Source organism: Acinetobacter sp. YZS-X1-1, assembly GCF_000804305.1.
Taxonomy (GTDB): Bacteria; Pseudomonadota; Gammaproteobacteria; order Pseudomonadales; family Moraxellaceae; genus Acinetobacter; species Acinetobacter variabilis.
Genome location: NZ_JWHB01000002.1, coordinates 178599 through 202214, shown reverse-complemented (window position 1 = coordinate 202214; position 23616 = coordinate 178599). Strand labels below are relative to the sequence as shown.

General features: G+C 44.1%; 22 protein-coding genes and 1 pseudogene. 2 read left to right on the top strand and 21 right to left on the bottom strand.

What is annotated here, in order from left to right; all coding sequences use genetic code 11:
* Window positions 1-13 precede the first annotated feature (13 nt).
* The 12 genes from RJ01_RS02235 to mazG form a co-directional block, all read right to left on the bottom strand.
* Window positions 14-940, bottom strand: coding sequence for a branched-chain amino acid transaminase (locus tag RJ01_RS02235; RefSeq protein ID WP_005232095.1), 927 nt, complete (start codon window positions 938-940; stop codon window positions 14-16).
* Between the two features lie 24 nt (window positions 941-964).
* Window positions 965-3715 carry a bifunctional [glutamate--ammonia ligase]-adenylyl-L-tyrosine phosphorylase/[glutamate--ammonia-ligase] adenylyltransferase gene (gene glnE, locus RJ01_RS02230; RefSeq protein WP_034169917.1) on the bottom strand — a complete coding sequence of 917 codons (2751 nt, stop codon included), beginning with the start codon at window positions 3713-3715 and terminating at the stop codon, window positions 965-967.
* 86 nt (window positions 3716-3801) lie between these two features.
* Window positions 3802-5070 (bottom strand): sensor histidine kinase KdpD, encoded by a 1269-nt coding sequence (locus RJ01_RS02225; protein ID WP_034169916.1) that lies wholly within the window; start codon window positions 5068-5070, stop codon window positions 3802-3804.
* Between the two features lie 662 nt (window positions 5071-5732).
* Window positions 5733-6266, bottom strand: coding sequence for a ribosome biogenesis factor YjgA (gene yjgA, locus RJ01_RS02220; RefSeq protein ID WP_034169915.1), 534 nt, complete (start codon window positions 6264-6266; stop codon window positions 5733-5735).
* A 2-nt stretch (window positions 6267-6268) separates the two neighbouring features.
* On the bottom strand, window positions 6269-6538 hold the full coding sequence (locus tag RJ01_RS02215; RefSeq protein ID WP_034169914.1) for an HPr family phosphocarrier protein: 270 nt from the start codon (window positions 6536-6538) through the stop codon (window positions 6269-6271).
* Entirely contained in the window at window positions 6535-7386 is an 852-nt protein-coding gene (rapZ, locus tag RJ01_RS02210) for an RNase adapter RapZ (protein WP_034169913.1), read from the bottom strand. The genes RJ01_RS02215 and rapZ overlap by 4 nt, the downstream gene beginning before the upstream one ends.
* Before the next feature lie 18 nt (window positions 7387-7404).
* A complete protein-coding gene (gene panC / locus RJ01_RS02205) occupies window positions 7405-8253 on the bottom strand; it encodes a pantoate--beta-alanine ligase (protein WP_005232104.1) in 849 nt (282 codons plus the stop codon).
* 1 nt (window position 8254) lies between these two features.
* Complete coding sequence (panB, locus tag RJ01_RS02200; protein WP_034169912.1) at window positions 8255-9064, bottom strand: 3-methyl-2-oxobutanoate hydroxymethyltransferase; 810 nt, start codon at window positions 9062-9064, stop codon at window positions 8255-8257.
* Between the two features lie 52 nt (window positions 9065-9116).
* The gene (gene folK / locus RJ01_RS02195) at window positions 9117-9602 is read right to left on the bottom strand and encodes a 2-amino-4-hydroxy-6-hydroxymethyldihydropteridine diphosphokinase (protein WP_005232107.1); all 486 of its coding nucleotides are present in this window, start codon (window positions 9600-9602) and stop codon (window positions 9117-9119) included.
* Entirely contained in the window at window positions 9599-11074 is a 1476-nt protein-coding gene (gene pcnB, locus RJ01_RS02190) for a polynucleotide adenylyltransferase PcnB (RefSeq protein WP_005232109.1), read from the bottom strand. The genes folK and pcnB overlap by 4 nt, the downstream gene beginning before the upstream one ends.
* Window positions 11075-11210: 136 nt before the next feature.
* Window positions 11211-11639 carry a ComEA family DNA-binding protein gene (locus tag RJ01_RS02185; protein WP_005232111.1) on the bottom strand — a complete coding sequence of 143 codons (429 nt, stop codon included), beginning with the start codon at window positions 11637-11639 and terminating at the stop codon, window positions 11211-11213.
* Window positions 11599-12411, bottom strand: coding sequence for a nucleoside triphosphate pyrophosphohydrolase (mazG, locus tag RJ01_RS02180; RefSeq protein WP_034169911.1), 813 nt, complete (start codon window positions 12409-12411; stop codon window positions 11599-11601). Before mazG ends, RJ01_RS02185 begins: the two co-directional genes overlap by 41 nt.
* Window positions 12412-12500: 89 nt before the next feature.
* On the opposite strand from mazG, the pseudogene RJ01_RS02175 reads away from it, so the two are divergent.
* Window positions 12501-13276, top strand: a pseudogene (locus RJ01_RS02175) (SDR family oxidoreductase).
* Between the two features lie 25 nt (window positions 13277-13301).
* Here the strand turns inward: RJ01_RS02175 and RJ01_RS02170 are convergent.
* Window positions 13302-13922, bottom strand: coding sequence for a 4'-phosphopantetheinyl transferase superfamily protein (locus tag RJ01_RS02170; protein WP_051069686.1), 621 nt, complete (start codon window positions 13920-13922; stop codon window positions 13302-13304).
* 377 nt (window positions 13923-14299) lie between these two features.
* Between RJ01_RS02170 and RJ01_RS02165 the strand changes: the two genes are divergently transcribed.
* The gene (locus RJ01_RS02165) at window positions 14300-14755 is read left to right on the top strand and encodes a hypothetical protein (protein WP_227504395.1); all 456 of its coding nucleotides are present in this window, start codon (window positions 14300-14302) and stop codon (window positions 14753-14755) included.
* A gap of 56 nt (window positions 14756-14811) precedes the next feature.
* On the opposite strand, the gene der is transcribed toward RJ01_RS02165, so the two are convergent.
* The 8 genes from der to rlmN form a co-directional block, all read right to left on the bottom strand.
* Window positions 14812-16224 (bottom strand): ribosome biogenesis GTPase Der, encoded by a 1413-nt coding sequence (gene der, locus RJ01_RS02160; RefSeq protein ID WP_004782108.1) that lies wholly within the window; start codon window positions 16222-16224, stop codon window positions 14812-14814.
* 176 nt (window positions 16225-16400) lie between these two features.
* Window positions 16401-17549, bottom strand: a complete 1149-nt coding sequence (gene bamB, locus RJ01_RS02155; RefSeq protein WP_005232124.1) for an outer membrane protein assembly factor BamB — start codon at window positions 17547-17549, stop codon at window positions 16401-16403.
* Window positions 17546-18244 (bottom strand): tetratricopeptide repeat protein, encoded by a 699-nt coding sequence (locus RJ01_RS02150; RefSeq protein WP_005232125.1) that lies wholly within the window; start codon window positions 18242-18244, stop codon window positions 17546-17548. The genes bamB and RJ01_RS02150 overlap by 4 nt, the downstream gene beginning before the upstream one ends.
* Window positions 18245-18274: 30 nt before the next feature.
* Window positions 18275-19570 carry a histidine--tRNA ligase gene (gene hisS, locus RJ01_RS02145; RefSeq protein ID WP_034169909.1) on the bottom strand — a complete coding sequence of 432 codons (1296 nt, stop codon included), beginning with the start codon at window positions 19568-19570 and terminating at the stop codon, window positions 18275-18277.
* A 3-nt stretch (window positions 19571-19573) separates the two neighbouring features.
* Entirely contained in the window at window positions 19574-20695 is a 1122-nt protein-coding gene (ispG, locus tag RJ01_RS02140; RefSeq protein WP_005232130.1) for a flavodoxin-dependent (E)-4-hydroxy-3-methylbut-2-enyl-diphosphate synthase, read from the bottom strand.
* Between the two features lie 23 nt (window positions 20696-20718).
* Window positions 20719-21504 carry a helix-turn-helix domain-containing protein gene (locus RJ01_RS02135; RefSeq protein ID WP_034169908.1) on the bottom strand — a complete coding sequence of 262 codons (786 nt, stop codon included), beginning with the start codon at window positions 21502-21504 and terminating at the stop codon, window positions 20719-20721.
* Window positions 21495-22295 (bottom strand): type IV pilus biogenesis/stability protein PilW, encoded by an 801-nt coding sequence (gene pilW, locus RJ01_RS02130; RefSeq protein WP_005232134.1) that lies wholly within the window; start codon window positions 22293-22295, stop codon window positions 21495-21497. The genes RJ01_RS02135 and pilW overlap by 10 nt, the downstream gene beginning before the upstream one ends.
* Window positions 22296-22309: 14 nt before the next feature.
* On the bottom strand, window positions 22310-23545 hold the full coding sequence (gene rlmN, locus RJ01_RS02125; RefSeq protein ID WP_034169907.1) for a 23S rRNA (adenine(2503)-C(2))-methyltransferase RlmN: 1236 nt from the start codon (window positions 23543-23545) through the stop codon (window positions 22310-22312).
* Between the last annotated feature and the right edge of the window lie 71 nt (window positions 23546-23616).

Sequence of the window (23616 nt, the reverse complement as noted above, 5' to 3'; positions counted from 1 at the left end):
TCTACTAATTCACTTATTTTACATAAGTTAACCAGTGTGCATATTTAGGGTCTTTACCCTGAACCGCATCAAAATAAGCTTTCTGGATTTGAGTTGTGATTGGACCACGTACGCCTTCACCAATTTGACGGTCATCATATTCACGGATTGGTGTGACTTCAGCAGCAGTACCAGTGAAGAAAGCCTCATCTGCAATATAGAATTCGTCACGGGTAATACGGCGTTCTACCACTTCATAGCCAAGATCTTTAGCAATGGTAATAATCGATTGACGAGTGATACCGTCTAGCGCGCCACCAGCGATGTCTGGAGTGTGAATTACGCCATCACGTACCAGGAATACGTTCTCGCCTGAACCTTGGCATACATAGCCTTGCGGATCAAGCAGCATTGCTTCGTCATAACCTGAATGTGCCACTTCTTGGTGAGCAAGAATCGACAATGTGTAATTACCAGATGCTTTTGCTTTACACATCGTCACGTTTGGATGATGGTGTGTGAATGATGAAGTTTTTACGCGAATACCTTTCGCCATCGCATCATCACCAAGGTAAGCACCCCAGCTCCATGCTGCAACTACAGCATGAATAGTATTGTCAGTTGCGGCAATACCCAATTTTTCAGAGCCAATAAAAATAATTGGACGTAAATAGCAAGATGCCAATTTATTTTCACGAACCACATCAATTTGCGCTTGTTCTAAAGCTGCGTGATCAAATGGAACTTTCATTTGATAAATTTTTGCAGAATTGAGCAAACGTTTGGTGTGTTCTTTCAGACGGAAAATAGCCGTTCCATTCGGGGTTTCATAAGCACGGACACCTTCAAACACACCCATGCTGTAATGCAAAGTATGTGTTAATACGTGAGTTTTCGCCTCACGCCAGTCTACTAGTTGTCCATCTTGCCAAATAAAACCATCACGATCAGCCAAATTCATGCCACAAACTCCAATTTTTCACAATTATTCACTATCCAGTGCAAATAATGCACTTGGATCAATCAGTCTTTGCCATAACTTGCAAACGGTCTTTCGGGTATCGTGCCAGTCGCTTGCAGACACTTGCATGGATTGATTTGCAAGGGCTAAGCGGTGGCTCTCGGCGCGTTCACGGAGATAAGCTTGAATCAGAGCAGTCGCATCGTCGCTGGATAAGCAACCTGATTTTGCGGCATCCTCAAGGATTCTTACATTGTCGGAGTAATGGGCGAGATCTTTATTCGTCCCACTCCAAGCTAACACCGCATACTGTGCCATAAATTCGATATCAACGATACCACCTGCATCTTGTTTTAAATGAAAAATCCCATCTTTTTTTTGCTCTTTGGAAGAACCCAGATGATCTTTCATTTTCTGACGCATTTTCAGAACTTCACTACGTACATGACAGATATCGCGTTTCTGGGTAAGAATTTTACAGCGTAGTGCTTCAAATGTCTCTCTCAGGCTATCTTCTCCGGCAATGGAACGTGCGCGTACCAAGGCCTGATGTTCCCATAGCCATGCATTTTTCAACTGATATTGCTCAAATGCTTTCAGGCTAGTGACCAGCAGCCCTGCTTCTCCAGAAGGACGTAGACGAGTATCGACTTCATAGACACGTCCATCCAGTGTTTGTGTGGTCATGAGCGACATAAACTTCTGTGCCACACGCATGGCAAACTCAAAACCGCTAATCGGCTTGAGACCGTCCGTATCTGCCTGCTCATTCATAAAGTGAATGAAGACCAGATCCAGATCCGAACCATAACCCAACTCAATGCCACCGACTTTGCCATAGCCAATGACGGCAAAAGCCGTATGTTCTATTGAGCAGCGCTGCCCTTCTGCATCCAACGGAAAACCATGTCGTTTAGCCACAATCTTATAAGCCAGATGCAGCGCAGCATTCACTGAGACTTCTGCAATATCCGTTAAGGCATCCGAGACTTTCATTAAAGGACTTTCTGCCAACACATCACTGGCAGCTACCGCAAGGACATTGGATTTTTTAAACAGGCGCAGCACCCGCATCTGATCTTCAACCTGATCAATTTCGATTCTGAGCAATTGCTGACGCAGGCTATCTTCCAGATCCTGCCGCTTAGGCAATTCAAAATCCATCGACAGGAACTCATCCAGCAATACCGGATAATGAGTAAGCTCCTCACAGATCCAGGGGCTGACAGTCGCCATCTTGACCAAACGCTGTAAAGCGCCTTTACTTTCAATCAGCATCACCAGATACACCGTACGACGCATGACTGATTCAACCAATGGCATCAGGCGGACCAGTGCAACTTGTGGTTTATCTGATTCTAGAATCGCCTCTATCAGATAAGGCCAAAATGTTTTTAAACGTTGAATGGCTTTGGCTGGCAATTTTTTTAAGGCATGTCCATGCCAGAATTCATGCACCAGATTTTTTGCATGATCATCCAAGACCTCATTCAGCTGTTGTTCCAACTGAGAAAAACTTTTGCCTTGAGGCTCTGGTCCATTTTCCTTGATCAAGTGCTCAAACTGGTAAATCACTTTAGCGCGTTTTTGATCCAGCACTTCCATAAAGGCGGACCAGTCTGAAAAGCCCAAAGTATCCACAATACGTTGACGTAAATCTGGCTCAGTCGGCAAACATTGGGTTTGTTGATCATGCAGCGCCTGAATAGCATGCTCTACCCGACGAAGGAATAAATAGGCATCTTCGAGGTCAGTCACCGCCTGCTCATCCAGCAGTTCAGCCTCATCCAGATGATTCAGGCTGACCAGACATTGCCGATCTTGCAGCTCTAACTTGGCTCCGCCATAAATCAGCTGAAAAACCTGCACGATAAATTCAACCTCACGGATCCCGCCAGCCCCAAGCTTGATATCGTCTTCAATATTGCGGCGCTGTACTTCACGCTCAATCATTGCCTTCATTTCGCGCATCGCTTCGAAAGCGCTGTAATCGACATATTTACGGAAGACGAAAGGGCGGGTCATGTCCAGCAGTTCATCACCTTCTGGACTTGGATTGACAATACGGGCCTTGATCCAGGCATAGCGTTCCCATTCACGCCCATGCTGACTGAGATATTTTTCTAGTGCGGCATGACTGATGGCTAAAGCAGAACCATCACCCCAAGGGCGCAAGCGCATATCGACACGAAATACAAAACCTTCAGCGGTGATATGGTCTAGCAGATAGATTAACTTTTGTCCCCATAGGATACAGAACTGCTGAACGTCAATGCATTTACGCCCATCCGTTTCACCCTGTTCATCAAAGGCAAAAATCAGGTCGATATCACTGGAAAGGTTGAGTTCCTGAGCGCCCAGTTTGCCCATCGCAATAATAATAAGATCTTGAACTTTACCGTTATAACCAACTGGCTGACCATATTTGGCGACTAGAGGAATACGGGCAAACTCTTTGGCAGCACAAATGCAGGCATCGGCGAAATCAGACAGCTCGCGAGTCAGCGTGATGACATTGGTAAGTTGATTGGCATCCTGCCAGATCCAGCGAAACATCAGACGAGCACGTAGAATACGTAAACTACACATCCACATGGTTTCATCACTGATATTTAATAAATTGGCCTTAATTAAGTTTTGAATCTGTTCAGTGCCGAGTGATCCCTGAAACTGATCAATTGCATAATCCTGATTCAATAGATCTTGATGATTGGCCAATACCTGTTCTGCATACTGACTGGCTCTTAAGGTTTTCTGCAATTGTACCGCGTCCATCACTCGGTGATTCCCTCAAAACTTTTATTTAGTTATAGCAGGAGTTCAGGCCGAGTGGGAACGGTTTTAAAAGAAATTTATGATTTTCAGGACTTTTCAGTATGTAGATCTTCAAGTACCAATGCCTGATGATCATTGGTCACTTTAGGTAAATACACAGTAAAGGTGGTTCCAGCGCCTTCTTTAGAATCTACGGCAATCTGTCCATGGTTCAGGTCCACAAAACGCTTACACAGTACCAGACCCAGACCTGCGCCTTTCTCATTGTCCGTGCCTTTTAAGCTCACCGTGAGATTTGGTCTAAATAGATTTTCCATCTGTTCTTCAGTCACACCGAGACCAGTATCCTGAACAGTGATCTTGACTTGCTCACCTTCCATTTCAGCAGCCAGGATCACCTGTCCACCCTGATCCACTGGAGTAAATTTCAGTGCATTCGATACCAGGTTCTGCAAGACCGAAGTAATCATGTTGATATCAGCATGTACCTTGATATCTTCAGGAACCTGGTCAATCAGCTCAATATTCTTTTTCAGCGCCAGACTTTTCAGTACATCACAGACAATTTTAGTAGACTGTTTTAATTCATAATTAATCGGATGATAAACAAAACGTCCACCCTCTGCCATCGCCCAGGTCAACAGACTTTCTAACAAGTTATACGTCGATTGAGCCGTATCATATAAATAATCAGAAATACTCTGGATACTGGATTCATCCAGAGTGTCACGTTCCTGCGCCAATACTTCCGAGAAGCCTAACAGGCCATGGAAAGGTGCACGCAGGTCATGAGCAATAATCTGGAAGAATTTGGTTTTACTGAAGTTTTGTGCACATTGTTGTTCGTATAACTCTTTTAGTTCAGTATGCTCTTCATTCAGTTTAACTCGCTTGACTAAAGTTTCAGCAAATTGCTGAACAATAATAATATCTTCCTGATCAAACACTTCAGTCTGATCATCAAAGAAAACCACCTGCCCTAAAGACTGCCCTTGAGCTGATTTTAAATTAAATGCCACCAGCCGCTGATGAGCTACACCAAGGCTTTTTACGTGATCTGATAATTCTGCATATGCAGGATGATTTTGATCGATCACATCCATTTCTTGTAGATATTTAGGTATGTCCACATTCTGTGGTACGTGTAAACCGCGAAAACCGAGCGGACAGCTGTACCAGATATAGGGTTCCGTATGGAATCCGATGATACAGGTCTTGGCGCCGAGTACTTTACGCGCGACTTTACAGAAGGTGTCTAATAAATTGTCAGAGGTATAGACACCTAAAATGAGAGATATACGGCACGAGCTTAACTGCTCCGTATTCTGACCGATCTCTAGCAGTTTTAGTTCCATGTCTGCCTCTCTGGATGTTATGGAATATAGAGTAAAAATTACAACCGACTAAATTGATACAATCAATAACAAAGATTCTATATTTACTCAACGTTAAAATCTCATTTACCGACCAAAGGATTTGTTAACTTATTTCTCTAAAGATACATTGATAGCTTCAATACCTTGATATTTAAATATTAAGAATTACTTGAAAAAATATTCCTCTTATGAAAAATTACATATAATTATTTGAAATTCCTAAATTCATTTCAAATTGTTTCGATATCACCTTAATATCCAAATTATACGAAGATAAAAACAGCTCACTTTTCTTCTGATCTTCAGGTAAATAAAAGCCTTTGAATTTTCAAATATATAGAAAATACCTATTGTCACTTTCTAGAAAAGTAGAGCGCTGATAATATTAACTTTGACCTAAATCTATTTCTATCTTTTAAATATTCTTAATAATCATAAAATACTGAGAGATTTAAATAGTTTATTTATGCACTAAAACCTATTTCTTAAGTAATCAAAAATATTAAAAGTTTACATTTTTTTACAGTTAACAATGACTTATAGGAACATTCTTGAATTCTTATAAAAAATTAAACTTAATTAGAGTGAATAAAAAAGCGACAAAGTGTCGCTTTTCTTTAATTCAGAAATTCAGATTATAATCAGTTATTTGAAATCAGGGCAACTTGCTGCACATAGTTAAACAGCTTTTGCTTTGAGGCTGCCACTTCTTCTTCCGGTGCCTGATTTTTTAGATCACGATGCACACGTAAATAATGCTGACGTAAGGTATGACGCTCTGTCGCATTATAGGTTTTGGTAAATTCGTTAATCGCAGGATCACCATCTTTCACGATACGGTCAACCCAACGCTGCAATTGTGCTGTCTTTTTCAAACCCTGTTTCGGAGTCAGATAAGACAGAATCACGGTTTCATTTTCATTACGGAGTAATTTACCAATACGTGAAAATTGACGACGGCGTGCTTCATGTGAACTGATTTGCTGGACATCCAGCAAAGCTTCAATCAGACGCTCTTCAACGGGTAAATTTTTAATTTGTTTTGCACTCAGTTCTGCCAACTGTGCGCCTAAAGCAGCCATACGCTGAACTGCTTTTTTCTGTTCGGTTTTACTTGCGCGTCCCTCTAAAGATTCAAAGTCTTCTTCAGTTAAACTGCTCGGTCGACGTGCCACGATTAATCTGCCTCATAAAATTTTGCCGCAAACAGTGCCTGAATTTCAGATAAGGCCTTTTCCTCATCTGCACCTTCAATCACTAAGCGTAAAGTTGTTCCTTTGCCCGCACCAAGCATCAGCAAGGACATAATATTTTTGGCATCAACCAATTTGTCCGACTTGCCAATCTGGATACTGGAACGAAATTTGGTGGTAACTTCAATGAGTTTACCTGATGCACGCGCATGTAAACCTAGTTTATTAATTACGTCAACAGTCGTATCAATCATGACCAGTGCTTCATTTCTCGGTGGAGGACTTGAATAGACCATTTTGCCTCAAGCGCTTTTTTTAGTCTATCCACAATATAAACAGAACGATGCTGGCCGCCAGTACAACCAATAGAGATGGTCATATAATGACGATGACCCTCAGCAAAGGTCGGCAGCCATTTGTCTAAAAAGTGATAAATATCCTGAAACATGTCTTCGACCTGATCACTTTTCTCCAGGAATTCCTGTACTGGTTGATCGAGGCCTGAGTATTTGCGCAGTTCGAGTTCCCAATGCGGATTCGGCAAATGACGGACATCAAAAACATAATCAGCATCCAAAGGAATGCCATGCTTATAGCCAAAAGATTGCAGAATCACAATCAGGTTATCGGTCTGCCCCAGCTTGTACAGCAAGGTATGTTTCAGATCATGCACGCTTTTATCGGTGGTATCGATATGCACTGTGGAACGGAGTTGGATCGGCATTAGCAGGACTTTTTCTTCCTGAATACACTGATGCAGGCTCTTAAAACGAGCAGCCAAAGGATGCGGACGGCGTGATGCACTGAAACGGGCAATCAGCTCCTGATCCTGCGTGGTCAGATAGATGACATCTACCGTACCATGCTGTTGCAACTGTTCAAATACATGGTCGAATTCCTGCAAATCTGCACGGGTACTACGTACATCCACCCCAAGCGCTAACTGTTCCAGATTATTTTCACAATCCAGCTTCGCCACAATTTCAGGAAGTAAGGCCAAAGGCAGATTATCAATACAGTAATAACCCAAGTCTTCAAGTACCTGCAATGCAGAAGATTTACCTGAGCCAGATTGTCCTGTCATAATTAAAATGCGCTTCATGCCTTACGATCCTTTTACTTATCCAGCTGCGTATTTGATCTGCAGATTATCAATCAGACGAGTTTTTCCTAATTTTGCCGCGATCAGAATCACGACATCCTGATTAAACTCATCAATTTTCTGTAATTCCGGTGTACGGGCTTCTACATAGTCCACTACCAGACCTGCATCTGTCAAAGTTTGGCGGATACCTGCCAGTGCTTCCTCCAAAGTTTTACCTGCATGTAACTGCTGCTCAGCAGTTTTCAGACTTTGAAAAATAACCGGTGCTGTCGCACGTTCCTGCTCGCTTAGATAGCCATTGCGTGAACTGAGTGCCAGACCATCTTCAGCACGGGCAATTGGTACACCAATCACTTCCAGCGGAATATTGAGGTCTTGAACAAACTGACGAATCACAGCCAGTTGCTGATAGTCTTTCTGACCAAAGAAGGCATAGTTGGGCTGAACAATATTAAATAATTTAGTCACCACGACCGCTACACCATCAAAATGACCTGGACGCTGTAAGCCGCACAGGTCATTGGTGATACCAGACACACTGATATTGGTTAGACGTGGCTTGTTACCATACATCTGCTCTACCGTTGGGGCAAAGACAATGTCACAACCTACATCTGCCAGTAACTGCTGATCCTGTTCTAAAGTACGTGGATAATTATCAAAATCTTCATTTGGTCCAAACTGGATCGGATTAACGAAAATACTCACAACAACGACATCACACAGTTTACGCGCCTCACGCACCAGATTCAGATGCCCCTGATGCAGGTTACCCATGGTCGGGACAAAACCAATAATTTTACGCGCAGAACGTGCAGGATTGAGCGAAGCAGATAATCCTTGGATGGTTGTTTCTGTTTTCATGTTACAACTCGACTTGGAATGTTTGTTCAGGTGCTGGGAATGAACCATCTAACACAGCCGCATGATAGGCCTTAAATGCATCCAGAATTGCAGTCGCACCAGACTGTTCTTTCATAAAGTTACGTACAAATTTTGCGGTGTGGCCAAAGGTCAGACCGAGCATGTCCTGAACGACCAGTACCTGACCATCAGTGGCTGCCCCTGCTCCAATGCCAATCACCGGAATATGCGGGAATAGTTCAGTAATTTCCTGACCCAATTGTGCAGGCACACATTCCAGTAACAACACTGCTGCACCGGCTTCAACCACCGCCTTACAGTCAGCAATCAGTTGATCGGCCGCTTCACGGGTACGAGCCTGTAGCTTATAGCCACCAAAGACATGCACCGACTGTGGAGTGAGACCCAAGTGAACACAGACTGGAATCCCATTACGGGTTAGAACCTGAACGGTTTCCGCCAACCAGGTACCACCTTCCATCTTGACCATTTGTGCACCGGCTTGCATCACCGTTTTTGAGCTTTGTAACGCATCATTCAGAGTGGCATAACTCATAAATGGCAGATCAGTCATAATCAGTGCATGCTGATTGCCACGGCGAACCGCTGCGGTATGGTAAGCCATATCTTCTACAGTCACAGGCAAGGTTGAATCACGACCCTGAATCGACATACCCAAAGAGTCGCCAATCAGAATACTGTCAACTTCAGCAATTTCCATGGCTTTGGCCATACTGGCATCATAGCAAGTCAGGCAAGAAAATTTGCGTCCTTCCGCTTTATATCGTCTTAAATCACTGAGACTGATCATGAAGATGTTCCTCTATTATTGAAGTTCTCTCGAACATGCCAATAATTAAAAATTAAATATTTGCCCAATTCGTGCGATCAAAAACCCTTAAGGTTGATTGCTTGACGATGTCCAGGTCTTTTAATGTATTTCCATTGAGCTGCAAGTTGGCATCAATATCCAGTAATGGCACCAATACAAAATCACGTTCCAGCACGCCCACATGCGGTACGGTTAACCGTTCATTTTGAATCTGCTCATCACCGTAAATGAGCAGATCCAGATCCAAGGTACGCTCACCCCAATGGCGTAGACGTACACGCCCAGCCTCCTGTTCGAAGGTTTGCAAACGATCCAGCAGATCCAGCGGTGCTAGATCCGTAATTAACTGTACGACAGCATTAAAATAATTGGGCTGATCTTGTGGCCCCATAGGTGGGCTTTGATATAGATGCGAGGTTTTGACCTGTCCCAGACTTGCCAGCTTTTGCACGGCTTCAGCCAGAATCTGGCGTGAATCGCCCAGGTTACTTCCTAAACCGATATAGGTCACTGTCATTGTGTAGGCCCAAAAATAACCTGGCTTAAATCACGCTGCACCCGTTTACGCTTGGTAATTGGATGGTCTGCACCAATGTCACCGCTGGCACCGGCCGCCACATGAGAAACCGGTTTGCTACGCTCATTCTCAAATTTGGCTTTACGCGCACGACGGCTACGTGGTTCCGGCTCATTCACCAGAGGTTCAATCTCGGTTACTACATCTTGTGCAGCCAGACGCTGTTCCAGATGTTCTTCCTGAGAAGCCTTGCGACGGCTCTTGGCACGCTGACGATTATATTGGGCAATGGCACGCTCTTTTTCATCGCTGCTCATTTGCTGATAGGCTTCCCACCAACTTCCCATGCCCTGTGCAGTTTCATCGCCTGATTTTTCACGCAGCAACAAAAAGTCAAAGCCGGCACGGAAACGTGCATGACCTGATAATGCTTCAATTTGCTGTGGTTTTGGATTGAGCAAGCGGGTTTGCATTTCCCAGACTTCACGAATGAAAGTTTCCGCAAAGCGTGGAATCACGGTACGAGTGGCCTGACGTTTCAGTACATCCAGTCCTGCCTGCGCACGTGCTTCCGCCGGCACTACACCTTTGGACAGATAGAAATCACAGCGCTCCAGGAACGGTTGCCACAACAATACCGCATAGAAGAAAGCCGGGTTGATGGTCTTGCCAATTGAAATACGCTGATCGGTATTTTTCGCTGCCAGTTCAATAAATGCAGTAATGTTTGGTTTGATATCCGCAAACAGCTGACGCCAGATGCCAAAATCGATCAGCATTGGCATCACACGATTCAGATGTCCCATAGTGAATAGCTTTTGCGATTCATCATAGAGACGGTGTGGAGACACATCACGTAGAAGCTGGGTCATTTCCGGAGTGAAAATATCCAGAATGGCTTCATCAATACTGAAATTGAGTTTGGCTGCAAAACGTAAAGTTCGCAGCATCCGAACCGGATCTTCCTCAAATCTTAAAGTCGGATCACCCAATAAACGCAGTGTTTTATGTTTAATATCATCTACTGCATTGCAAAAATCCAGCACGATACCTTTGCGTGGCTGATAATACATGGCATTGATTGAAAAATCTCGACGAGCAAAATCCTGCTCAATGGTGCCCCAGTTATTATCGCGCAGGATCATCCCTGCTGCAGAGGTCACCGCTTTTTTAGGAGGCGCACGGAAAGTTGCCACTTCAACCAGTTCACGGCCCGAATAGACATGCGCCAGCTCGAAACGTCGTCCGATAATCCGACAACGCCGTCCGAACACTTCTTTAACCTGAGCTGGTGTAGCATTGGTCACTGCATCGAAATCTTTGGGATTTAAACCCAGCATCAGATCCCGGACACCACCACCTACGATATAAGCTTCATAGCCTGCCTTAGTTAAGGCATCAATCACATCGAGAATATAAGAAGGTAATTGAGCGGTTGATAAACCACATTTTGACGCGCGCAAAGTTTGCAAAAGACGCTGTCTCCTACGTCTGAACGTAAAATTCTAAGATGACGCTAATCATATCGCTTACACCGCTAAAGGGCAATTTGATTATGTCATTCTCATGGTTCAGATGGATGGCTTATTTACGCTAAATTCAGCAGGGTTACAAAGCCAGTCTATCCTTGTTTTTGGCAAATAAGGCCGGCCCGATTCCTTTGACCTGTTGAATATCTTCAATTGTTTTAAATTTACCGTTTTTCTGCCGGTATTCAATGATCGCTTCCGCTTTCTTCTGCCCGATGCCATTTAACTGCTGTAACTGCTCGATACTGGCCTGATTCAAGCTAATTTTATCAGTAGCTGAAGAGGCGGATAATGCAGGTTTAGCCAGATAATGATTGTTTTCAGAAACGGGGGTAGCAGCAGCAATTTTCTTCTTCAGGCGTGCATCATGCTGCTGCTGACGTACTTTCCATTCTGCATAATCGGTTGCAGTTGCATGTACTGTTTCAATTGAAGTATAGGCCAGCCAAATGCCTAGCAGGACAGTATTAATCCATGCCGGACCTATGCGATGTTGTACTTTGTTCATGAGCGGCTCTTTGTTTTAATTCTAATTTGGCCTGTTCCCAGAGCTGATCCAATTCAGCCAATGACAGGCTTTCCAGGTTGAGTTGCTGTTGTTCTGCCTGATCTTCCATCAGGGCAAAGCGGGTCCGGAATTTATGGATTGTGCCCAATAATGCCATCTCGCTTGAGACACCAAGTTTACGACCAACATGCACCAGTGAAAATAAGCAGTCGCCAAATTCTTCGAGTATTTCATCGGAATTTTGTCCAGCAACGGCTTCTTTTAGCTCATCCAGTTCTTCTTCCAGCTTGCCATAGGCACCCGCGACATCTGGAAAATCAAAGCCGATTTTGGCGACATTTTTCTGGATCTCATCCGCCTGTTGCAGTGCGGGTGCATGCTTAACCTCATCCAAACGTGAACGTGGCTTACCCTGTTTTTCTTTCTGCTTGATTTCTTTCCAGAGCACCGAGACATCTTCAGGGCTCAGCTGTGCAAACTGTTCCGCCTGAAACACATGCGGATGACGACGGATCAGTTTATCGGTAATCGCCTGCACCACATCCTGAAAATCAAAAGCGCCCTGCTCGCTATACATTTGTGACTGAAATACGACCTGTAAGAGCAAATCACCCAGTTCATCCCGCACCTCATCAGCTTGGCCAGAACGCACCGCTGCTTCAACTTCATAGGCTTCCTCAATCGCATATTTGGTCAGAGATTCGGGAGTTTGCTGCCGAGCCCATGGACATTTTTCACGTAACTCACGCATGACTTGGAGTAATTGTTCCACTGTAAAACCTCTTCTTTACCAAATAGCCGCATTATTTTGCCTGTTTCTTGCTATGTTCAAGAAAAAAAGACAATAAGGAGATCAAGCACATGCACAGTATATTGATTAGTGGTGCAGCACAAGGAATTGGTGCCGCGACAGCTAAGCTATTTTACCAGCAAGGTTATAAAGTCGGAATTTATGATATTAATCATGAACAGGCAGAACAATTGGCCCAGCAACTCGGTGAACATGCCAAAGCCGGCTTTCTGGATGTAACCGATTATACTTCATGGGAAAGAGCCTTATCTGAATTCGCATCCTGGGCCGGTGAAATCAATATTCTGGTAAATAACGCCGGAATTTTATATTCCGGTCCTTTTGAAGAAACCAATATTACAGATCACCATCGTACCCTTGACGTGAATATCAAAGGCGTCCTGAATAGCTGTCATGCTATGCTGCTTTGCCCTATTTAAAGCAGGCTTCCTTTGCTCGGGTCATTAACCTATCTTCAGCATCAGCGATTTATGGCCAAGCGGATCTGGCTTCCTATGCAACCAGCAAATTTGCGGTTCGTGGTTTGACTGAAGGCTTGGATATTGAATGGCAAAAATATAGCATTCGGGTATTCGATGTGATGCCGCTTTTTGTTAGCACTGCAATGGTGAAAGATATGCAGGCTGAAAGTATCAAAAAAATGGGCGTGCATCTAAAAGCTGAGGATGTAGTGCAGGATATTTTCAAACTGGCACAGCTAAAAGATTCAATTTGGCAAGTGACGCATCATCCGGTCGGATTCAAGAGTAAGTTTTTATTTCACTTATCTCGAATGAGTCCACAGTTCGTTAACCGGCTGAGTAATTTAATGATTGCCAAACAATAAGAAATATTTTGGGCTTACTCTACTTTTAAACAGCTTGATGAATCTGAATCGCTGGAAATCTTAGGCCTTTACAGGAATGCTCGCTTTGCCAGGCCACAGTGAGCATGCAACCCGCTAAGATATAGTTTTGATAGGCATAAATTCCAATTTCTGGATGTTCACAACGTCCTCCATCCTGATGTGGATGAATCTGGGTATTCAGCTCATTCAGGTTTATCCGGATTCCAAGTCCTGACGCTTTTAGGACTGCCTCCTTGGTGGTCCAGACTTTAAACCAGTATTCAGGATCATAATGTAATGCCTGCCACTGTTTCAGCTCTTCAGGATGAAAAGCATGTTGGGCTAAGGCTTCAAAACGTACATTTCGATTAAGTTCTTCGATATCGATCCCCAAATTCTGAATACTTTTGCTTGTTGCTAATGCATAGAAGTTTTGGCTATGAGTATGATTAAAGCCAAAGTCTGGATAGGCCGGAAGATAGGGTTTGCCGTATTCGGTGGCAGCAAAATCTGAAGACTGGACCGGTCGATTGAGTTGTTTTGAAAGTAACTGATTACGATAGTTATAAATTAATTGTTTACGCTGCTGAATATAGGTTTTCCGATCTAAGTCTTGTAAATGTCTAAATCGTGGTGCCAGCGCAATCCAATCAATATGAATAATAAACTTCAAAAATAGTCGCCCTTATAAAAAATGTTACTTTTAGGGCTTTCAGTATAAATCAACCTGATTGCCTCTCTGACAAACTATAGCTAATATCTTAAAATATATTTTAATAAAACTTAAATAAAACAATAAAATATACTGTAAATCAAAATAAATAATTGAGCTTTCAAGCTATTTTTAATTGAATAAAAAATAGTTACAATCCAACTACAATTTTATACATAGAAAAAACAGAGGGTCATATCTTTAAGCAAATCATACTCAGTACTGCAATTGCTGCACTATCATTTTCAACACAAGCTGGCTCTTGGCTAGAAGCTGCTACTGCAGTTATGGGAGCTAGAAACGGCGCAATCATGGATCAGGCTGAAGCAAATATGGAGCGTAGCCGCGCACAGGCGAATGCTGCTGTTGCACGTGCAGACCGTGCTTATGCTTCCAATTATAATAATGCTTCAAATCAAAATAACGGTGTCTACTCAACAACATACTTAAAAGGATTAGATTGTACAGATTTGGCAGTAGAAGCGCGCAGCTTTGAACGCACCTTAGAAGCAAGTCAAAATGCACTCAACCAGGCGAATGCTCAAGCCAATAATCCTGTTTCTAAATTGGCAGGTATTGCAAGTGGTGCATTATCTGCTTTTGCAGGTCAATCACAAACAGTTGCGCGCGCAACTGAAATTACCAATGCTTTTACTGGCAATAACAATCAAAATAATATTGCTGCTTCTCAAGCCGATGCTGACGTAGCTTTAGCTAATCTTGAAAATATCCGTATTTATCAAAAAGCAAAAAAATGCTCAATCTAAAATATGAATAAATAAAAAAGCCTGCTTTTGCAGGCTTTTTTATTTAAATATGGCAATTAACCACGTTTAAATTTTTTCTCGGCTTTCTTGAATTTTTGTACATAACGACGGCGACGCGCAGCAGTACGTTCATCCAATTGTGACTTACGGCCTTCAAACGGGTTCTCTGAGGTTTTAAATTCAATTTTTACCGGTGTACCTTCAAGTTTGTACACTTTACGGAATACGTTTTCTAGGTAGCGGCGATAGTCCGCAGGTGTCTTATCTACCTTATTACCGTGAACCACGATGGTCGGTGGATTCTGTCCGCCCATATGCGCATAACGCATCTTGATACGACGACCTTGTACAGTAGGTGGTTGGTGCGCTTCAGTGGCATCATTCAGGATCTGGGTCAACTTCGCTGGTGATACTTTCAGATGTGAAGAATCATAAGCACGGTGAATCGATGGATACATCTCCCCGACCCCTGTACCATGTAACGCAGAAATCAGGTGGATTTTAGCCCAAGGAATAAAGTCAAAACGACGCTCTACATCGAGCTTACATTGTTTACGATCATATTCAGACATGTTGTCCCATTTATTGATCGCAATCACCATGGCACGGCCAGCTTCAAGCGCATAACCGATCAGGTGCAAGTCCTGCTCTACAATGCCTTCACGGGCATCCACCACGATCACCACTACGTGCGCGTCTTTCATCGCCTGCAAGGTTTTCACGATTGAGAATTTCTCAATCATTTCATCAACCTTACCTTTACGGCGTACCCCAGCGGTATCAATCAGGGTGTATTGACGACCATCACGCTCAAAAGGAATATAGATCGAGTCACGCGTCGTTCCTGGCTGGTCAAACGCTACAACACGCTCTTCACCCAATAGACGGTTTACCAGTGTCGATTTACCTACGTTTGGACGACCAATAATTGCAAGACGTAGACCAGTATTCTTGTCATGTTCTTCCGGACTTTCATCTTCAGGCACATCTTCAAGTACTTCTTCCAGCATTTGCTGTACGCCACGGCCATGGCTGGCAGCAACCTGCATAGGCTCACCCATACCGAGTTTATAGAACTCAACCAGAGCAGCTTCAGCATGTACACCATCAACTTTGTTAGCTACAAGGAAAACTTTCTTGCCCAAAGTACGCAGTTCACGAGCGATCTGTTCATCAGATGCCAGTAATCCGGCACGTGCATCGACCACAAAAATGATCATGTCAGCTTCATGGATCGCGGTTTTAGACTGCTCAGCCATGTAGGAGTCAATACCACCTTCATTTTCACCGATACCACCGGTATCTACGACAATGAAAGATTTGTTTTGATAGATCGCATCACCATATTTACGGTCGCGTGTCAGACCTGCAAAGTCTGCCACCAATGCGTCACGGCTCTTGGTTATCTGGTTAAACAGAGTTGATTTTCCGACGTTCGGACGACCAATGAGCGCAATTACGGGTTTCATAGATTAACCTTTATTCAATATCAGGCTGTCTAAAAATGGCCTGAACATCAGAAAGTTTTGGAAGAAAAAGGGAATAGGATTAAAGCCTAAAATAAATAAAAACACGGGGCATTGAATATTCAATCACCCCGCGTAAAAAATACGGTTGGCTTATTTTAGCATAAGCCAAACAAAAATTAACGATTCTGCCAGATGCTTAATGCACCCTTGCGAGTCGAAACATAGAGCTGGTTGTCAATTACGCGTAAATGACGCACTTCACCAGAAGTTTTAGCACGGCCAATAATCTGTCCTGTTGATGGATCTAACAGGTGCAGTACTCCGTCCAGATCACCTACGACAAGTTCAGTTCCAAGCATTACCGGATTGCTCAGCTGACGATTCAACAACTGGTCATTTTCCCATAAAGGCTGGCCAGTGGTAATTTCATAAGCGCTGATTTTACCATCGGTTTGGGCAACAAACACGCCATTACCAACCACTTCCGGTCGCTGGATACTACTAGCATCTTCACTCCAGATTACCTGTTGTGAAGCCAGATCAAATACAGTCACCTGACCTTGATAGCTAGTGGTCACAATAAACTGACCTGCTACGACAGGATCACCGTCAATATCGATCAAACGCTGAATGTCCGAACGACCATCAGAAATCGCAACACGGCGCTGCAATTTAGGCACACCACTTAGGGCATCGATTGCATAAATATAAGCATTTGAAGTCGCAATCAATACATTACGTGCATCTAAAGGCACTGGAGCCGCCATGCCACGCAGGCTAAACTGGACATTCGGTAAATCGTAGGTCCATACCTGAGCGCCTGAAGCCACTTCGTGGGCATATACAGTACCATCATTAGTAACAGTAATTACGCGACCTGCATGAACCAGTGAAGGCGCCAAAATGGCACCAGTCAATTGTGCAGTCCAGCGTTGTTCACCAGTCTGCTGATCTAGTGCGATCAGTTGGCCTTTATTACTGCCAACCACCACGATCCCATCAGCGGCTTCAACGCCAGAGCTTAAAGTATCTTTGCTGACTTTTTTCTGCCACAGGCGCTGCTTGCCATTAAAAGCAGTGACTTCACCCTTAGGGTCGATCGCAAATACGACTCCGTTATCCGCATCCAGACGTAAACGTAGCGGATCAGCCTTCTCTGTTGAAGAAACACTGGTCGAAAATACAGGAACAAGTGTTTTAGTCTGACTGATTTTTGGAAGTGGATTCGGTTTTACTTCTGGTACTTTATTGGTCTTACCCGCACAGCCAGCGAGTGCAAGAGTTAAAACAGTTAAAGCACAGGTGATTTTATATGTTCTGTTCATTCAGCTTCTTCCACTTGTGTTTCTATAATTGGGCGTTCGATTTCCGGGTCATCGACCAACACGCCTACGCTTTCGAGCTTAATTTGTAAAATTTGACGTTCTTCTTTACGTTCAATCAAAGCATCCCATGCACTTTGATATACTTTTTTGGCATTTTCAATATCATTTTTGGCAACATAGATATCGCCACGAGCTTCATCAGCGGTTGCTTTAAATGCAGGTTCAGTGACTGCATCTAAAGTTTTCAGGGCTGCATCATATTTTTTCTGTGCTAATTGTGCATAAGCCAGACGCAATTTAACAACCTGAACTAGGCCTTTATCGTCAACTTTAGAGTTTTCAACTTTTTGCAATGCTTTCTCAGCGGCAGCATAATCTTGCTTGTCATAAGCCAGTTTCGCCATGACCAGCTGGGTTTGAATCGCTTGGGCCGAATCCGGTGCTTCTTTAACAATCTTGTCTGCAGTTTCAGACAGCTTGGCAAAAGCATCACCATCTGCAGCCTGTGCTTCATCCATCAATTGCTGAACCTTGGCAGTCTGCATTTGCGATTCTGCCAAGTTTTTCTTCTGCCAATATTCCCATCCGAAAAAGGCAATCAGCGCAACCAGAATCCCGATAATGATCGAAGAACCATACTTCTTCGTGAAGGATTTCAAACTTTCAAGTTGTTCATCATCAGTCATTGCGCTCATGCGATTACCTTTTTCCTAATGTTTTATCGATTATTTTGAAGAAATTTTAGTACTGAAAAATGCGACAAAGTCAGCAAATGGCACAGTAGATTGCTCTGCAGTCGCCAGCTCTTTCACCGTAAAGCTTTGTGTTTCAAGTTCACGCTCACCGATAATGGCTGCATATAAAGCACCGGCCTGATCGGCTTTTTTCATTTGCGATTTCATTGAACCCTGAGAGCCGACTTTCAGACGAATATTACTGCCTGCAGCTTCCAATTGATCACGAATCTGTTCAGCCAATACCAGTGCTTTACCTTGAGAAGCAGGATCGGCAACCAGGAATACTTCGCAATCACGTACTGGCGTATTGTCTTCCACCTGTTCCAGGAGAAGCAATAATCGCTCCATCCCCATCGCGAAACCAACTGCAGGCACAGATTGATCCGCTTTGCCTTTCAATTGACCGACCAAGCCATCATAACGACCACCAGCACACACAGTACCTTGCGAACCTAAGTGAGTAGTGGTCCATTCAAATACGGTTTTGTTATAGTAGTCCAGACCACGTACCAGTTTCTGATTGATGACGAAGCTAATACCGGCATCTGACAAATACTGTTGTAACTGGTTAAAGTGTGCCAGTGTTTCTTCACCCATAAAGTCGTGAAGTTTTGGCGCATTTTCTAGGATGCTTTGAGTTTTGGCATCTTTGGAATCCAGAATACGCAGCGGATTAGTCGTCAGACGACGTTGAGAATCTTCATCCAGATCCGTTTTATGCGCTTGCAGGAACTCTACCAGTGCCGCACGATACGCTGCACGTTCATCAGACTCGCCCAGTGTATTCAGTTCAAGTTGAACTTTGTCAGCAACGCTCATACGTTTCCAAAGGCGCGCAGTCATCAGAATCAGCTCTGCATCTTGATCAGGTGTTGCCACACCAAAGGTTTCCACACCAAACTGGTGGAACTGACGATAACGGCCTTTTTGCGGTTTTTCATAACGGAACATCGGTCCGATATACCACACTTTCGGTGTTGCACCACGAAGCAGGTTATGTTCCAGCATCGCACGTACACAGCCCGCTGTTCCTTCAGGACGTAAAGTCAGAGACTCAGGCGGATTACCTTTGTCCAGGAAGGTGTACATTTCTTTTTCAACGATATCTGTGGCATCACCGATTGAACGTTTGAACAGATTGGTCTGTTCAACCATCGGCAAACGGATCTGTTGATAGCCATAGGCATCCATCAGACCTGACAGATGCTGTTCAAGACGTCTCCAAGCTGGGGTTTGCGTTGGGAGAATGTCATTAAAACCTTTGATTGCGACGATTGAACTCATGATCTACTCAGAAAAACTTGTGCGAATAATTTCTTTTGATTTGGCTTCTTCAAGCTCGGAAACACGTTGACGAACCATTGATTCGATTTCATCAACCAGTTGATTGGTATCGATTAAATGGCTCTTTTCACCATTACGATACACCAGTGAGCGCGGACTTGCACCTACTACACCAATATCGGCTTCTTTGGCCTCGCCCGGACCATTCACTTTACAGCCAATCACAGACACATCCATCGGAACACGGACATCTTCCAGACGTTCTTCAAGGGTCTGCATCACTTTAATCACGTTAAATTCCTGACGTGAACAGCTTGGGCAGGCAATGAAGTTAATTCCATTAGAACGAAGACCCAGCGATTTCAGGATATCAAAACCAATCTTGATTTCTTCTTCAGGCTCGGCTGCCAGAGAAATACGCATGGTATCGCCAATGCCTTCCATCAGTAGACCGCCAAGAGCAATCGCTGATTTTACTGAACCGGTACGATACACACCCGCTTCAGTCACACCCAAGTGCAGTGGATTATCAATCTGTTTAGACAGCAGACGATAAGCATCCATAGTCAAAAACACATTTGAAGCTTTAACCGATACTTTAAATTCATGGAAATTCAGACGATCTAGAATGTCGATATGACGCATCGCAGATTCCAGCAGTGCTTCACCTGTTGGCTCGCCATATTTTTTCTGGATATCTTTTTCCAGTGAACCGGCATTCACACCAATCCGCATAGAAATGTCGTTATGACGTGCTGCTGCCACGACTTCACGAATCTTGGCTTCCGAACCGATATTCCCCGGGTTAATACGCAGACAGTCTGCACCCAGATCAGCAACAGCCAGCGCAATTTTATAGTCGAAGTGAATATCTGCGACCAGTGGTACGTCAACTTGCTTACGAATTTCACCAAATGCGGCCGCTGCTTCCATACTTGGAACAGAGACACGCATGATGTCTGCGCCCGCATCCACACAACGCTGAATTTGAGCAACAGTTGCTGCGACATTGCAGGTTTCAGTATTGGTCATTGACTGAACAGTGATCGGTGCATCACCACCGACATAGACAGAACCGACACGGATTTTACGTGTTGGACGGCGCTGAATTGGATTTACGATCATGATTTCGCCCTATCTGCTCACCATTAACGTGATAAACGGAAATCTGCTTTTCCGTTAACCGTATAAGGTGACAATGCAATACTTTCATTATTTAAACTGAGTGATACTGCTGTCGCATCATCCAGTCGGATCTGGAATGGCGCTTCACCGTTCAGCTCTATAGTAGACGCCTGACGACCAGTGGCCAGTACGTTACCGCCTGCATCTACAATATGCACAGAGGTCGGACGGCTAAAATCAAGCTTAAGCTGATCACCGGACATGGCAGCACCGGCATCCAGATTTAAAATTTCGACATCAGAAGAGGTGTCCGCAACTTCGGCACTATTCTCGCTGCTCTCTGACCAGTTCTGGATCATGGCGACCAGTGCACCCAAGATCAGTACTACAACCAGTGCAATCAGGCCACGCTTTAACCATTTACGGTTACGATCACGCTTTGAACCTGGCAATTTACCCATGATCTTGATTGGAGAATCTTTCAGGGCGTGCGTTGCAACCATACCGGTATCATTGGCATAAATTTCATCAAAACGCTGAATCAGGTTAGAAGCATCGACACCGAGATATTTGGCATAGGTGCGGTAATAGCCCTTGATAAAGGTCGCTTCAGGCAAAGATTTATAATCATCCTTTTCCAAGGCACTCAGGGTCTTTACCGGAATATTGAGTTCTTTGGCAACGTCTTCAAGCTCACGTTGCTGATTAATACGAATCTTGCGTAAGTACTCACCTGGACGCTGAACATTTCCTAACGCGTTTGGAGCTACGCTCGAATTATTCGAATCTGAATTAGGATTTACTTCCATACGGCCTCAGTACTGTACTGTAATTGCAAATAACGTTGATATTCCGGGCTTTCAGGGAACAATGCACGTAATTGATTGACCAATACCTGCATGCCTAACTGATCGCCACTGGCACGCGCAGTGCGAATGCCAATCCAGAGCGCACGGGCACTCTGGTTTTTCTGCCCCACGCCACGTACAAACTGTTCATACATTTGAGTCGCGGCCGGGAACTGCTGGTTCAGATAAAAAATTTCTGCCAACTCTAACATTGATATATACGAAGCGCGATTAGCCTGTAGTGCCTGTTTGAATGATTTTTCAGCATTCACCAAATCACCCTGTTTCAGGTAAATCCGTCCCATATTTTCAAGGGCACGAAATCGCTGGTCATAACCTAAAGTTGCGCCGGCAATTTCAAACTGCTCGATCGCATCTTTATAGCGCTCAAGCTGATATAAATAGGTGCCGTAGTTATTTCGTGCCTGGGCATTTTTGGGATCTGCCGAAATTGCACGCTTGAAATAACCTTCGGCCTTTTCAAGATTAGGTTTGCTGCCTTCCTGCTGAAGCAGCACGCCCATCATCATATTGGCTTGCGAATCACGCGGATTAGTTTCCAGTGCCTGATCCAGCGCACGTTTAGCTGAATCCAGATCACCGTTTTTAAGATATTCAACCGCCAACTGAGTACGAACCTTGGTGGCTTTTTCCGGGTCCTTCTGACCCAGATCTGGCGTTTGACACGCAGTTAAAACCAAAGACCCACATACTACTGAAACCAAAGCAAGTTTAGATGTCAGATTACTCAATTGGCGACCTCTTGTTATCCTTGTGAGCGCATAATCTCGTTGGACTGCGCAATTTTCTTTTTCCACTGTTCCGCACGACGGGTACGGTCAGCGACTTGTCCTACCAGTTGTCCACACGCAGCGTCGATATCATCACCACGTGTCTGACGAATCGTACACACAAAACCGGCATCAGACAAAGTTTTTTGGAAAGAAATAATCCGGTTACGGCTTGAACGGTCATATGGCGCATGCGGGAACGGGTTAAATGGAATCAGGTTAATCTTGCTTGGCAGATCTTTGAGCAGCTTGATCATCTGCTGGGCATGTTCAGGCTTGTCATTTACGCCATCCAGCATTACGTATTCGATGGTTACGTGCTTACGCGCACTTTCATTACCATCTTTAGTGATATAACGTTGACAAGCGGCAATAAGCTGCTCTAGCGGATATTTTTTGTTGATTGGCACCAGTTCATTACGCAGTTCATCATTGGTTGCGTGTAATGAGATCGCCAAAGCCACATCAATATCTTGTGCCAACTGGTCAATTTTCGGCACGACACCAGACGTTGAAAGCGTCACGCGGCGTTTAGACATGCCATAAGCAAAATCGTCCAGCATAATGCGCATAGAATTTAATACAGCGTCATAGTTTAGCAATGGCTCGCCCATACCCATCATCACCACGTTGGTCACTGAACGCTCACGCTCAGCCACAGGCACTTCTTCCATATAGGAATAGTTGGCCATCCACAACTGACCGATGATTTCAGCTTGAGTCAGGTCACGCTGGAAACCTTGCTTACCGGTTGAACAGAATGAACAGTCCAGAGCACAGCCCACTTGTGAAGAAATACACAGGGTCTTACGTGAGCCAGTTTTGTCTTCTGCGGGAATCAGGACAGTTTCAACCAGAGAGCCGTCACCATCACCGACACGGAACACCCATTTACGGGTACCGTCTTTGGAATAGTTTTTATGCACCACTTCTGGCGCTTTAATTTCACAAATCTTTTCCAGTTTTTCACGCAGCTTGCCTGAGATATTGGTCATCTCGGCAAAATCAGTCACGAAATACTGATGAATCCATTTCATCACCTGACCGGCACGGAACTTCTTCTCGCCCATATCTTCGAAGAATTTTTCCATTTGCGGACGTGACATGCCTAGTAAGTTCACTTTTTCCACAGAATTTCGCTGTGCAGGAGTGGACGGAGATTGTTGCTGTGCATCAGAAACTGCTGATGTAGCGACCACTTCAGTACTCATGTGTATACCTAAACCATGTCTAAAGATGAAAGGAGAAGCTCAATATCTGAGCAAAGAATTATTCAGAGAAT

What these genes read in the sequence shown, in the direction of transcription:
- RJ01_RS02235 (WP_005232095.1), bottom strand. Translation starts at nt 940, where the DNA reads ATGAATTTGGCTGATCGTGATGGTTTTATTTGGCAAGATGGACAACTA.
- glnE (WP_034169917.1), bottom strand. Translation starts at nt 3,715, where the DNA reads ATGGACGCGGTACAATTGCAGAAAACCTTAAGAGCCAGTCAGTATGCA.
- RJ01_RS02225 (WP_034169916.1), bottom strand. Translation starts at nt 5,070, where the DNA reads ATGGAACTAAAACTGCTAGAGATCGGTCAGAATACGGAGCAGTTAAGC.
- RJ01_RS02215 (WP_034169914.1), bottom strand. Translation starts at nt 6,538, where the DNA reads ATGATTGATACGACTGTTGACGTAATTAATAAACTAGGTTTACATGCG.
- rapZ (WP_034169913.1), bottom strand. Translation starts at nt 7,386, where the DNA reads ATGAAGCGCATTTTAATTATGACAGGACAATCTGGCTCAGGTAAATCT.
- panC (WP_005232104.1), bottom strand. Translation starts at nt 8,253, where the DNA reads ATGAAAACAGAAACAACCATCCAAGGATTATCTGCTTCGCTCAATCCT.
- panB (WP_034169912.1), bottom strand. Translation starts at nt 9,064, where the DNA reads ATGATCAGTCTCAGTGATTTAAGACGATATAAAGCGGAAGGACGCAAA.
- folK (WP_005232107.1), bottom strand. Translation starts at nt 9,602, where the DNA reads ATGACAGTGACCTATATCGGTTTAGGAAGTAACCTGGGCGATTCACGC.
- RJ01_RS02185 (WP_005232111.1), bottom strand. Translation starts at nt 11,639, where the DNA reads ATGAACAAAGTACAACATCGCATAGGTCCGGCATGGATTAATACTGTC.
- RJ01_RS02165 (WP_227504395.1), top strand. Translation starts at nt 14,300, where the DNA reads ATGGATCAGGCTGAAGCAAATATGGAGCGTAGCCGCGCACAGGCGAAT.
- der (WP_004782108.1), bottom strand. Translation starts at nt 16,224, where the DNA reads ATGAAACCCGTAATTGCGCTCATTGGTCGTCCGAACGTCGGAAAATCA.
- bamB (WP_005232124.1), bottom strand. Translation starts at nt 17,549, where the DNA reads ATGAACAGAACATATAAAATCACCTGTGCTTTAACTGTTTTAACTCTT.
- RJ01_RS02150 (WP_005232125.1), bottom strand. Translation starts at nt 18,244, where the DNA reads ATGAGCGCAATGACTGATGATGAACAACTTGAAAGTTTGAAATCCTTC.
- hisS (WP_034169909.1), bottom strand. Translation starts at nt 19,570, where the DNA reads ATGAGTTCAATCGTCGCAATCAAAGGTTTTAATGACATTCTCCCAACG.
- ispG (WP_005232130.1), bottom strand. Translation starts at nt 20,695, where the DNA reads ATGATCGTAAATCCAATTCAGCGCCGTCCAACACGTAAAATCCGTGTC.
- RJ01_RS02135 (WP_034169908.1), bottom strand. Translation starts at nt 21,504, where the DNA reads ATGGAAGTAAATCCTAATTCAGATTCGAATAATTCGAGCGTAGCTCCA.
- rlmN (WP_034169907.1), bottom strand. Translation starts at nt 23,545, where the DNA reads ATGAGTACTGAAGTGGTCGCTACATCAGCAGTTTCTGATGCACAGCAA.